At 61.3% G+C, this 12,527-nt stretch carries 8 protein-coding genes; all 8 read right to left on the bottom strand.

What is annotated here, in order from left to right; all coding sequences use genetic code 11:
* Positions 1 to 555 (bottom strand): DUF4390 domain-containing protein (locus AC1D1X_RS05570; RefSeq protein WP_477697949.1); only part of this gene is annotated, 555 nt, incomplete at its 3' end.
* 64 nt (positions 556 to 619) lie between these two features.
* Positions 620 to 1,957 (bottom strand): 16S rRNA (cytosine(967)-C(5))-methyltransferase RsmB, encoded by a 1,338-nt coding sequence (rsmB, locus tag AC1D1X_RS05575; RefSeq protein WP_477670222.1) that lies wholly within the window; start codon positions 1,955 to 1,957, stop codon positions 620 to 622.
* A 173-nt stretch (positions 1,958 to 2,130) separates the two neighbouring features.
* Positions 2,131 to 3,441, bottom strand: coding sequence for an NAD(P)/FAD-dependent oxidoreductase (locus tag AC1D1X_RS05580; protein WP_477670192.1), 1,311 nt, complete (start codon positions 3,439 to 3,441; stop codon positions 2,131 to 2,133).
* A gap of 12 nt (positions 3,442 to 3,453) precedes the next feature.
* Positions 3,454 to 3,804: a c-type cytochrome gene (locus AC1D1X_RS05585; RefSeq protein WP_477670193.1), complete on the bottom strand. Its 351-nt coding sequence runs from the start codon at positions 3,802 to 3,804 to the stop codon at positions 3,454 to 3,456.
* 162 nt (positions 3,805 to 3,966) lie between these two features.
* Positions 3,967 to 4,971 (bottom strand): M48 family metalloprotease, encoded by a 1,005-nt coding sequence (locus tag AC1D1X_RS05590; RefSeq protein ID WP_477670194.1) that lies wholly within the window; start codon positions 4,969 to 4,971, stop codon positions 3,967 to 3,969.
* Positions 4,972 to 5,153: 182 nt separating this feature from the next.
* On the bottom strand, positions 5,154 to 5,747 hold the full coding sequence (locus AC1D1X_RS05595) for a LemA family protein (RefSeq protein ID WP_477670195.1): 594 nt from the start codon (positions 5,745 to 5,747) through the stop codon (positions 5,154 to 5,156).
* Positions 5,748 to 6,043: 296 nt separating this feature from the next.
* Positions 6,044 to 10,264 (bottom strand): DNA-directed RNA polymerase subunit beta', encoded by a 4,221-nt coding sequence (rpoC, locus tag AC1D1X_RS05600; RefSeq protein WP_477670196.1) that lies wholly within the window; start codon positions 10,262 to 10,264, stop codon positions 6,044 to 6,046.
* Between the two features lie 27 nt (positions 10,265 to 10,291).
* A partial coding sequence (rpoB, locus tag AC1D1X_RS05605) for a DNA-directed RNA polymerase subunit beta (protein WP_477697948.1) occupies positions 10,292 to 12,527 on the bottom strand: 2,236 nt, incomplete at its 5' end.

Genomic DNA, 12,527 nt, shown 5'->3' on the forward strand with positions numbered 1-12,527 from the left:
GACCACAGGCGTGGCGGGCTCCAGTTTCAGCCGCTCCCTGACCTGCGCGGAGATATTCCAGTCTTTTTGCCCGGCTACCCCGATCTGGAAGGGGCGCGGCAGCTGCGTCAGGTCGAGCCTGAAACTGAAATCAAGCTTGTGGGCGGCGTCGGGGTCAACCTCGGCCGCATCGGCGATTTTCCAGCGCGCCACGCGCTGGATGGCAGACAGGGCCTCGGGAAGGGTCTCGTAATTCTGGTTCAGTGTGGCGCGCAGGCCCGCCGAACTGGTGATGAGGCCCGAAGCAATGTTGACGCGCCAGCGGCGGGTCAATGGCTGGTAAGCCAGGCGAACGGTGCGGGCCGCACTGGCCACGCGCGGGTCCGTCCAGTACCAGCGGTCGCGGTAAATGTCGGCTTCGACCACAAAAAACATCGGGATCCCCTTGAGCAGGGCGTCTTCCACGACCGCCGGAAGCTCAAACCGGACCTGYGCAGACAGGTGAACACCATCGTCACCGCGCTCCACGCGCAGCTGCGTGATCTCGGTGGCCGACGCCGATCCCGGTGCGGCCATCGCGATGCAAAGGCACAGTCCCGGCAGAAAACGCCCCACGATGCCCACCGCACGCCGCCAGCTGTCAGCGGCTGCGCTTTTCAAGGAGGGCGTAATAGAAACCGTCGTGTTCACGCATCAAATTGTCCGGGAAGACCGTCGCTCCGACGCCACTTTGGGGGAGCAAATGCCCCGGCGAAGGCTTTAATAAGGCGTCGGTGTGGTGCGTAAGAAACGTTTGTATCTGGTTGTCGCCTTCCGCGCGAAAAACTGAACAGGTGCAATACAGCAGGCGCCCGCCGGGCTTGAGCAAAAGCCAGAGCGTTTTCAGCAGATGCGCCTGGATGCCGGCCAATTGGGCGATGTCCGTGGGCCGGCGCAGCCAGCGTACATCCGGGTGGCGCCGCACGATGCCCGAAGCGGTACAGGGCGCGTCCAGCAGGATCGCGTCGAATGCCTGCCCATCCCACCAGGAATCAGGCTGGCCGGCATCGCCGACACGTATGTCAGCCTGCAGACCCAGGCGGTGCAGATTCTGCTTCACGCGCTCGCAGCGGCGCGCATCAATGTCCAGCGCTGTCACGTCGCAATCGGTCAGTTCAAGCAGGTGAGCGGTTTTGCCGCCCGGTGCAGCACAGGCATCCAGCACTTTCAACCTCCCGGCTTCACCGCCCTCGGCTTTCAAATCATCCAGAAGCAAAGGCGCAGCCAGCTGCGCCGCGGCGTCCTGAACCGAAAAATGCCCTTCCGCAAAGCCCGGCAACGAGCTAACGGCCTGCGCACGGGCGAGGATGACACCATGCCTGCCGACCGGTGTTGCTTCAATATTGATAGCTGCCAGCGCATGCTGGTATTGGGCTTGAGTCGTTTTTCGCTCATTAATGCGCAAGATCAGCGGTGCCTGGGTATTGTTGGCCTGCAGTATGGCCTGCCAGTCCCCGGGGTGATCCTTGCGCACCCGGTCTATCCACCACTGGGGATGGTTCCACACGGCCTGCGGGCTTTTCTCGGTGCGTGCCACCAGCTCCTCGCGTTCGCGCAAGAACCGGCGCAGGCAGCCGTTGATGAAACTGGCCTGGTGCTGCGTGGCATCCCCATGCTTGGCGGCTTCCACAGCCTGGTCAACGAGCGTGTGCGCGGTGTAGGGGGCGCCATGTTCCGTCCAGATCAATGCCAGCGCCACGCATAGCAAGGCGTCGGCCTCAGGCGGCGGCGGGCGGCGCGCCAGTTGCTGGCGCAAGGCCTCGGCGCGGCCCAGCCAGCGCAGGGTGTGAAAACCCAGCGCCTGAACGCCGGGCCGCAACGCGGCGTCCACATCTTCCAGCGCGGCGGTCATGGACTGGCCGTCACGAACAGCCATTAGCAGGGAGGCAGCCCCTTGCAGCTGGCGCCACAGGGGGACTTGGGTCGGGTTGTCTTGCATTTGTCTCACGGATACCGCCCGAAGGGGACGGCAACCTGTATTAGACCAGTAGCAAGTCCCCGCTGTGCCACTCCGAATTGCAAGCTGGGGCCGCGGGACCGGCTTTGCCGGACCGCAGGCGCAGCGGCCCCCTCGGGGGGCAGGGAGTTACGCGAAGCGAACGACCGTGGGGGCTAACTGAGACTATCTGCCCAGATATTGCTGGCCCAGTTCAGCGCGTAGACGCCCTCAAGTTCGGTAGGCCCGGCGCTGACGCCGCCGGAGCCGGCTACCGCCTTGAAAGTTTTCTCTGCCACCACATACTCATGCACGCTGGCCACATGGATCACATTCTTGTTGTCGACAAAGCTGTAGCAGGTATTGGTGAGCATGGGCGCGGGGTTGACGTCCCAGCCCGAGAGCTGGGCCACGATCGCGGCGGCCGCCACCTTGCCGTGGTTGTTGGCCATGTGGCCGCTCTTGGGCATGGCGGGCGCGACCTGAATGGAGTCGCCGAGCACATGCACATCCTTTGCGGCAGTGGATTCAAACGTCAGGTAATTCACGCCGCACCAGCGGTTGTTGGCCTGGTTGTTGAGGCTCGCCTGCACGGCAATCGTGCCGGCACGCATGGAAGGCAGCACATTCAGCACGTTGGCCTTGACATCGTCCTGCACATCGAACTTGATGATCCCGGCTTTGGCGTCAACCGCGGTGGCCTTGTGCTGGCCGCGGTATTCGATGATGCCTTTGTACTGCTCGGCCCATACTTTCTTGAAGAGCGGCCCTTTGGATGTGACGTCCGGATTGGCATCAAGGATGAGCACCTTGCTGCGCGGTTTGGCGGCCTTGAAATAGCCAGCAATGACGCTGGCGCGTTCGTACGGGCCGGGTGGGCAGCGGTAAGGTGCTTCGGGAATGGTGATGGCATATACACCACCGTTAGGCATGGCCTCCAGCTGCCGGCGCAGCGCGAGGGTTTCCGCACCGGCCTTCCAGGCCTGCAGGATCCGGCCCGAGTCGTTGGCGGCCTTCAGGCCCTCTATGCTGCCGAATATCAGCTCCACACCGGGCGAGACCACCAGCTTGTCATACGCGATGGTGGCGCCGCGAGCCAGCGTGACGGTTTTCTTCACGGTGTCGATGGCGCTGGCGTAGTCTTTCACCACGGTGATGCCGTGGTTGCGCGACAGGCCTGCATAAGACGTCGTAATGTCGCCGATCTGCTTGCCGCCGCTGAGCACGAGGTTGGAGATGGGGCAGGAGATAAAGGCGTCCTGCGGCTCGATCAGCACCACGTCGATTTTGTTGTCCGACAGCAGGCGCACATATTTGGCAGCCGTGGCGCCGCCGTAGCCGCCGCCAATCACCACAACCCTGGCCTTGGACGGTTCAGCGGTGCTGGCGCCGCCGGCCAGCCCTAGCAAACCCAGGGCTGCCGTTGACTGCAGGAAAGAGCGGCGCCTGAAGCCTGCTAACGAAGGGGAGTGAAGAGGCGTATTCATGGTGTCTTTTCCTTACTTCTTCTGTGCAGCAAAGTAGGTGGCCAGCGACTCGATCTGCGCATCATTGAAACCCTTGCTGATCTGGTGCATCACCGTGGCGGGCCGCGTGCCGGCCTTGAAGGCATTCATCTGCGCAACGATGTAACCCTTGTCGAGGCCTGCAAGTGAGGTGACCGCGGAACCCTGAACCACTTTGCCATTGGTACCGTGACAGTTTGCACAGGTTGCCGCCAGACCCCTGGCGTAAAGCGTTTCTTTGGTGCCGGCGTCTTGCGCATGCGCCATGGGGGCGAGCGCAAGGCAGAGCAAAGGCAGCGCAAGGCGCTTGAGCCTCCTGGATATTGGAAGACGTAACGTTCTCATAGGTTCTCCTATCGTTTTGGGCAGCCGCCTTTTCAACTGACAATTTAACGTGGCGCCCTCTGCACCCTATAGGGAGTATCCAGTACTCGGCAGCAGCTGGGGCCCTGCCGTTCAACCTAATGGCGATGTGCTTATTGGAAAGTTATTGCTGCCATGGCGAATCTAGAAAATGGCGTCCGGTCGCGTTGGCATTTCATCATCACGCTGCGTGGGAAGCGCCTCCATTGACCGGCCATAGATGCGGCGGATGCGCTCAGCCAACGGCGGATGGCTGGCAAACCAATGGGTATCTGCACGGAGGCCCACCAGCAGCATGTGCTGCACGGCCGGGTGCACGCTGCGCGGCATCAGCCCCTGCGCCTGCTGGCCTGCCACCTTGCGCAGCACGCCACCCAGGCCATCCTTGCTGCGCGTGAACTGCACGGCTCGCGCATCTGCCAGGAACTCGCGCTGGCGCGACACCGCCGCCTTCAGTGCACGCCCCGCAAGCCATCCGAGCGAGCCTGTGGTCATGATGGCAAAGCCGGGCAAGGCAAGGAAAGAACGCCCGCCGCTGTCGTTCTGCGCGCACATGCTGCGTCCGAGGTTGAAGACCATCTCAAGCCCGAACACCATACCGGCCAGCCGCATGTTCAGACGCGTATCGCCTTCGCGTATATGGCTGAATTCATGCGCCACCAAGCCCTGCAGCTCGTCGCGTGTCAGGTACTCCAGTGCACCGCGCGTTACCGCCACCACCGAGTCGTCCTCATCCCAGCCGGTGGCAAACGCATTGATGCCCTCTTCCCGGTCGAGCACCATGGCCTGGGGCGGCCGCATGCTGGCGGCAATAGCCAGCTCACTCACGATGTTGCACAGCTTTTGTTCGGCCTCCCGGCTGGCTGGCCAGGCTTCCCGGGCACCCGCACGGCGCGCCAGCTTCTCACCGCCGCCCTTCAGCGCAGAGGTTTCCAGCCACCAGCCGCCAAACACGAACAGCAGGGTCATGCCCGTGTTGACCGCAAAGAAGTAGCCGGGGTAGCCACTGAAGCCGGAGGCCACGAGACGCCAGGTGAGCGCCAGCGCGGCATTGACGGCCACAACCAGCGCAAGCACCGTCAAGCCGAACAGCACTAGCAGCCGCGTGGTCTGCCCGCGCGCTGTCTCCTGGCGCTCAAAAAAGCGCATTCACAGCCCCTCGGGTCATCTCACCCTTCAATACCCGAGGAGCACGCAGGCAGCTTACAGAGGATCCAAACCAGCCAGGACCGCGGAACCGGCTTTGCCGGGCCGCAGGCGAAGCGTCTCGCGAGCCGCGACCTGCAAGGCCTCGCGTGGTACACGAAGTGACAAGCGTGGGGGCCACGTTTTCAGAACTGGACACGCACAGCCTGGCGCTCGGCCGGTGTTTCGGTTGCGCGCAGCATGGCTGAAGGCGCGAACCCAAACGTGCGGGCAATCAGCAGCGCGGGAAACTGCCCCTGCGCATTGTTGTAGTCCAGCACGGCATCGTTATAAGCCTGCCTGGCAAAACCAACCTTGTTTTCGGTGCTGGTGAGCTCTTCGCTGAGTTCACGAATGGTCTGGTCGGCCTTGAGTTCGGGGTAGGCCTCGGCTACGGCAAAAAGCCGCCCCAGGCTGCCGTCCAGCGACTGTTCGGCAGCGGCCAGCGCCACAACGGCGCCGGCATTGGCAGGGCGGCTGCGCACCGCATCGCTGGCCGCGCGTGCCTGGTTGCGCGCAAGCATCACCGCCTCAAGCGTGCTTTGCTCATGCTGCAGGTATTTTTTGGCGGCTTCGACCAGATTGGGAATCAGGTCGTAGCGGCGCTTGAGCTGCACATCGATCTGGGCGAAAGCGTTGGCAATGATGTTTTTCAGCCGAACCAGCCGGTTGTAGGCGCCTACGGCCCAGAAAACCAGCAAGGCAAACACAATGACGAAAACAAGCGTGCTAAGAGGCATGGATATTCCTTGGTGCGACATGAGCTGACACTCACCCGACAGCTCGGCGGGCGACTGCCGCGAGGTTAACTGTTTTTGGGCTCAAACGGCAAGTTGGCAGGCTGCTTTTGAATACCATGAAAACGCTATGATTTTGATAGCTGGTTACGCACACCCGATATGCGCAAAACCCAAATTTCGCTTAAATTCCCGTCTGCATTATTGCCACGTGGCGGCCGTCCTGCCCATAAAAAAAGCCCCACACCCTTGCGGGATGTGGGGCCTTGCGCCTTTTGCGGCGCGGGAGTCAGTCTGGCTTACTCGGTAGCCGCACTGTCGCCACCCGCTTCGGCTGCGGCGGGCATGGCTTCGAGCTCGGCCGCTTCGGCTTCAGCAATGGCACGGCGCTCTGCATCGTCCATCTGGTCCTTGGCTTTGCGTGCCTCGTGGTAGGCCATGCCGGTACCGGCAGGAATCAGGCGGCCGACGATCACGTTTTCTTTCAGGCCACGCAACTCGTCGCGCTTGCCCATGATGGCAGCCTCGGTGAGCACGCGGGTGGTTTCCTGGAAGGAAGCCGCGGAAATGAACGAATCGGTCGACAGCGAAGCCTTGGTGATACCGAGCAGCAAGTTGCTGAACGTTGCCGGAATCTTGCCGTCAGCGCGCAAGGCGTCGTTGGCATCCAGCATGGCAGAACGCTCGACCTGTTCACCAGCGATGTAGCTGGAATCACCCACGTTTTCAACGACCACGCGGCGCAGCATCTGGCGAACAATCACTTCAATGTGCTTGTCGTTGATCTTCACGCCCTGCAGACGGTAAACATCCTGCACTTCGTCGACGATGTAGCGGGCCAGCTCTTCCATACCCAGCAGGCGCAAGATGTCTTGCGGGTCGGCCGGGCCGTCCACAATCGACTCGCCCTTGTTGACCACCTGGCCTTCGTGCACCAGGATGTTCTTCTCCTTGGGCACGAGATCTTCCCAGACCTTGCCTTCAGGGTCGGTGATCTGCAGGCGAACCTTGCCTTTGGTTTCTTTACCGAAGGACACAGTACCGGTCATTTCAGCCAGCGTACCCTTGTCTTTCGGCGTACGGGCTTCGAAGAGCTCAGCAACACGCGGCAGACCGCCGGTAATGTCGCGGGTCTTCTGGCCTTCGATCGGGATACGGGCCAGCACTTCGCCGGGGCCCACGTCCTGGCCGTCGCGCACCTGGACCAGCGCGCCCACCTGGAAGCCAATCGTCACCGAGTGATCGGTGCCGGGGATCTTGACTTCGTGGCCGGAGGCGTCAATCAGCTTGACCTGCGGGCGGATCACCTTCGTGGCGCCGCGGCGTTTCGGATCGATCACCACCAGGGTGGACAGACCCGTCACATCGTCGACCTGCTTGGCAACCGTCACGCCTTCTTCCACATTCTCGAAGGCCACCTTGCCGGCGAACTCGGTAATGATGGGGCGCGTCAGCGGATCCCAGTTGGCCAGAATGGCGCCGGCCTTGATGGTCTGGTCGGCCTTGACGGTCAACGTGGCGCCATAAGGCACCTTGTGGCGCTCACGCTCGCGGCCGTGCTCATCATGGATGATGATCTCGCCGGAACGGGCGATCACGACCAGCTCGCCCTTGCTGTTGGTCACATAGCGCATCGGTGCATTGAAACCGATCACGCCGTTGGACTTGGCTTCGACGCTGGAGGCAATCGCTGCGCGCGATGCGGCACCACCGATGTGGAAGGTCCGCATCGTCAGCTGCGTGCCGGGCTCACCGATCGACTGCGCGGCGATGATACCGACGGCTTCGCCGATGTTGATGAGGCCGCCGCGGCCCAGATCTCGGCCATAGCACTTGGCGCACAGGCCGAAACGGGTTTCGCAGGTCAGCGCAGTACGCACTTTCACTTCGTCCACGCCGGCTGCTTCGAGCTCTTCGATCAGGTCTTCGTCCAGCATAATCCCGGCCTTGGCCAGCACCGAGCGGTTTTCCGGGTGCAGGATGTCTTCGACCGCCGTGCGGCCGAGGATACGGTCGCGCAGCGATTCAATGACTTCACCGCCCTCGACGATGGCGCGCATGAGTGAACCCTCTTGCGTGCCGCAGTCTTCTTCGGTGACCACCAGATCCTGAACCACGTCGCAAAGGCGGCGGGTCAGGTAGCCGGAGTTGGCTGTTTTCAGCGCCGTATCGGCCAGACCCTTACGGGCGCCGTGGGTGGAGATAAAGTACTCCAGCACGTTCAGGCCTTCACGGAAGTTGGCGGTAATCGGCGTTTCGATGATGGAGCCGTCAGGCTTGGCCATCAAACCGCGCATACCGGCGACCTGGCGAATCTGCGCAGCAGAGCCGCGGGCGCCGGAGTCGGCCATCATGTAGATGGAGTTGAAGGACTCCTGCTCGACTTCCTTGCCATTGCGGTCCAGCACTTTTTCTTTCGAAAGCTGGGCCATCATGACCTTGGACACTTCGTCGCCGGACTTGCCCCAGATATCGACCACCTTGTTGTAGCGCTCGCCGGACGTCACGAGACCCGAGACATACTGCTGCTCGATTTCTTTGACTTCCTTTTGTGCGCGCGCAATGATGGCGGGCTTTTCCTTGGGGATCAGCATGTCGTCGATGCAGATCGAGATGCCGGCTTTTGTCGCCAGGCGGAAGCCCGACTGCAGCAGCTTGTCGGCAAACACCACGGTCTCTTTCAATCCGCACTTGCGGAAAGACACGTTGATCAGCTTGGAGATTTCCTTTTTCTTCAACGCCTTGTTGATGTTGGAGAAAGGCAAACCTTTGGGCAGGATCTCGGACAGCAGTGCACGGCCGCCCGTGGTTTCCCACAGCTTGGTCGACGGCACAAATTCGCCTGTGGCCTTGTCTTTGGTGTACTCGGTCAGGCGCACGCTGATGCGGGCGTTCAGGTCAAGCTCACCTGCGTCAAATGCGCGGCGCACTTCGCCAGTGTCGGAGAACACCAGGCCTTCGCCCTTGCCGTTGGTACGGTCGCGGGTCGTGTAGTACAGGCCCAGCACCACGTCTTGCGACGGGACGATGGAGGGCTCACCGTTGGCAGGGAACAGGATGTTGTTCGAAGCCAGCATCAGGGTGCGGGCTTCCATCTGTGCTTCTACCGACAGTGGTACGTGGACAGCCATTTGGTCACCGTCGAAGTCGGCATTGAAGGCCGAACAGACGAGCGGGTGCAGCTGGATGGCTTTGCCCTCGATCAGGATGGGTTCAAAGGCCTGAATGCCCAAACGGTGCAGCGTAGGCGCACGGTTCAGCATCACAGGGTGCTCTTTGATCACCTCTTCCAGGATATCCCACACCACTGGCGTGCCGGATTCGACTTCCTTCTTGGCTGCCTTGATCGTCGTGGCGATGCCGCGCGACTCAAGCTGCGCAAAGATGAAGGGCTTGAACAGTTCCAGCGCCATGAGCTTGGGCAAGCCGCACTGGTGCAGCTTGAGTGTTGGGCCCACGGTGATCACGGAACGGCCGGAGTAGTCGACGCGTTTGCCCAGCAAATTCTGGCGGAAACGGCCTGACTTGCCCTTGATCATGTCGGCCAGCGACTTCAGTGCGCGCTTGTTGGCGCCCGTCATGGCCTTGCCACGGCGGCCGTTGTCGAGCAGCGAGTCGACGGCTTCCTGCAGCATGCGCTTTTCATTGCGGGCAATGATTTCAGGCGCTTTCAGCTCCAGCAAACGGCGCAGACGGCTGTTGCGGTTGATCACGCGGCGATACAGGTCGTTCAGGTCGGAGGTCGCAAAACGGCCGCCGTCCAGCGGCACCAGCGGACGCAGGTCCGGCGGCAGTACAGGCAGCACGTCCAGCACCATCCAGCCCGGCTTGATGCCGGACTTCTTGAACGCTTCCATCAATTTCAAGCGCTTGGCGTTTTTCTTGATCTTGATTTCGGAGCCGGTCAGGTCATTGCGCAGCTTCTCGATTTCAACGTCGAGATCCAGCCCTTCGAGCAGGTCCTTGATGCCTTCGGCGCCCATCTTGGCGGTGTATTCATCACCGTATTCCTTGCGCTTGGCGTCATAGTCGTCTTCCGACATGATGCTGAATTTCTTCAGCGGGGTCATGCCGGGATCGGTAACGACATATGCTTCGAAGTACAGCACGCGTTCGATGTCGCGCAGCGTCATGTCGAGCACCAGGCCCAGGCGCGACGGCAACGACTTCAGGAACCAGATGTGCGCACACGGTGCGGCCAGGTCGATGTGCCCCATGCGCTCGCGGCGAACCTTGGTCTGCGTGACTTCAACGCCGCACTTTTCGCAGATGACACCGCGATGCTTCAGGCGCTTGTACTTGCCGCACAGGCATTCGTAGTCCTTGATGGGGCCAAAGATCTTGGCGCAAAAAAGACCGTCGCGCTCCGGCTTGAAGGTACGGTAGTTGATGGTTTCAGGCTTCTTCACTTCGCCGAAAGACCACGAGCGGATCTTTTCGGGCGAAGCCATGCCGATCTTGATGGCATCGAAATGCTCATCCGGCGTGAATTGCTTGAACAGGTCGAGTAATGATTTCATGAGTTAAATCCTTTTCTTTCCTGTTGATTAGCTGCGTTCGAGTTCGATGTCGATACCGAGCGAGCGGATTTCCTTGACCAGCACGTTGAACGACTCGGGCATGCCGGCCGTGATCGCGTGCTCGCCCTTGACGATGCTTTCGTAGACCTTGGTGCGGCCCTGTACGTCGTCGGACTTGACGGTGAGCATTTCCTGCAGCGTGTAGGCGGCGCCGTACGCTTCCAGCGCCCAGACCTCCATCTCGCCGAAACGCTGTCCACCGAACTGCGCCTTGCCGCCCAGCGGCTGCTGGGTAACGAGCGAGTAAGGACCGGTCGAGCGCGCGTGCATCTTGTCGTCCACCAGATGGTGAAGTTTCAGGAAGTGCATGTAGCCCACCGTGGTCGTGCGCTCGAACGCATCGCCCGTGCGGCCGTCATACAGCTGAGCCTGGGTACGTGTCGCCGTCAGGCCCTTGGCCTTGGCAATGTCGTCCGGATAAGCCAGCTGGAGCATGCCCATGATCTCGGCCTCGGAAGCACCGTCAAACACGGGAGTGGCAAAAGGCACGCCGGTGGTCAGGTTGCCGGCCATCTCGATGATGTCGGTATCCGACAACTTCGCCAGGTCCTCTGCGCGGCCTGACTTGTTGTAGATCGTTTCCATGAACTTGCGGATTTCCTGCACCTTGGCTTCGGCTTGCAGCATGTCCCCAATGCGATGGCCCAGGCCCTTGGCGGCCCAGCCCAGATGCACCTCAAGCACCTGGCCCACGTTCATCCGCGAAGGCACGCCCAGCGGGTTCAGCACGATGTCGCACGGTGTGCCATCGGCCATGTGCGGCATRTCTTCGACCGGAACGATCTTGGACACGACACCCTTGTTGCCGTGRCGGCCRGCCATCTTGTCGCCAGGCTGCAGGCGGCGCTTGACGGCAAGGTAAACCTTGACCATCTTGAGCACGCCCGCTGGCAATTCGTCGCCCTGCGTGAGTTTCTTGCGCTTTTCTTCGAAAGACAGGTCAAAGCTGTGGCGCGTCTGCTCCATCGAGTTCTTGACGCTTTCGAGCTGCGCAGCCACTTCGTCATCGGCAGGACGAATGTCAAACCAGTGGTACTTCTCGACATCGGCCAAATAGGCCTTGTCGATCTTGGTGCCCTTGGCCAGCTTCTTCGGACCGCCATTGGCAACCTTGCCGATCAACAGCTTTTCGATGCGGTCGAAGGCGTCGGCTTCCACAATGCGCAGCTGGTCGTTCAGGTCCAGGCGGAAACGCTTGAGTTCGTCGTCGATGATCTGCTGGGCACGCTTGTCGCGCACAATGCCTTCACGGGTGAAGACCTGCACGTCGATCACGGTGCCTTGCGAGCCCTGGCTCACGCGCAGCGAGGTGTCTTTCACATCGCTGGCCTTTTCGCCGAAGATGGCGCGTAGCAGCTTTTCTTCCGGTGTCAGCGTGGTCTCGCCCTTGGGCGTGACCTTGCCGACCAGCGTGTCGCCCGGCTGGACTTCAGCGCCGACATAAATGATGCCGGATTCGTCGAGGCGGTTCAGCTGTTGCTCGGACAGGTTGGGAATGTCGCGCGTGATTTCTTCGGCACCCAGCTTGGTGTCACGGGCCATCACGACGAGTTCTTCGATGTGAATCGAGGTGTAGCGGTCTTCAGCCACCACGCGCTCGGAAATCAGGATCGAATCCTCGAAGTTGTAGCCGTTCCACGGCATGAACGCGATCAGCATGTTCTGGCCAATGGCGATTTCGCCCAGGTCAGTCGATGCACCGTCGGCAATCACATCACCCTTGGCCAGCTTGTCGCCGATCTTGACGATAGGACGCTGGTGGATGTTGGTGTTCTGGTTGGAACGCTGGTACTTGATCAGATTGTAGATGTCCACACCGACTTCGCCGGCGAGGGCTTCTGCATCATTCACGCGCACCACGATGCGGGTGGCATCAACGTAGTCCACCACACCGCCACGGTTGGCAGTCACCACGGTGCCGGAGTCAACCGCAGCAACCCGCTCAATGCCCGTGCCGACCAGCGGCTTTTCGGGACGAAGTACAGGCACGGCCTGACGGGACATGTTGGCGCCCATCAAAGCGCGGTTGGCGTCATCGTGCTCCAGGAACGGAACCAGGGAAGCCGCCACCGAGACGATCTGTGCAGGAGACACGTCCATGTACTGGACGCGTTCTGCGCCCACCAGGACGGACTCACCGTTTTCCCGGGCAGACACGAGGTCACCGGTCAGCTTGCCTGCATCATCCAGAGCCGCGTTGGCC

The sequence above is a fragment of the Polaromonas sp. P1_G4 genome (assembly GCF_056405475.1).

What these genes read in the sequence shown, in the direction of transcription:
- rsmB (WP_477670222.1), bottom strand. Translation starts at nt 1,957, where the DNA reads ATGCAAGACAACCCGACCCAAGTCCCCCTGTGGCGCCAGCTGCAAGGG.
- AC1D1X_RS05580 (WP_477670192.1), bottom strand. Translation starts at nt 3,441, where the DNA reads ATGAATACGCCTCTTCACTCCCCTTCGTTAGCAGGCTTCAGGCGCCGC.
- AC1D1X_RS05585 (WP_477670193.1), bottom strand. Translation starts at nt 3,804, where the DNA reads ATGAGAACGTTACGTCTTCCAATATCCAGGAGGCTCAAGCGCCTTGCG.
- AC1D1X_RS05590 (WP_477670194.1), bottom strand. Translation starts at nt 4,971, where the DNA reads ATGCGCTTTTTTGAGCGCCAGGAGACAGCGCGCGGGCAGACCACGCGG.
- AC1D1X_RS05595 (WP_477670195.1), bottom strand. Translation starts at nt 5,747, where the DNA reads ATGCCTCTTAGCACGCTTGTTTTCGTCATTGTGTTTGCCTTGCTGGTT.
- rpoC (WP_477670196.1), bottom strand. Translation starts at nt 10,264, where the DNA reads ATGAAATCATTACTCGACCTGTTCAAGCAATTCACGCCGGATGAGCAT.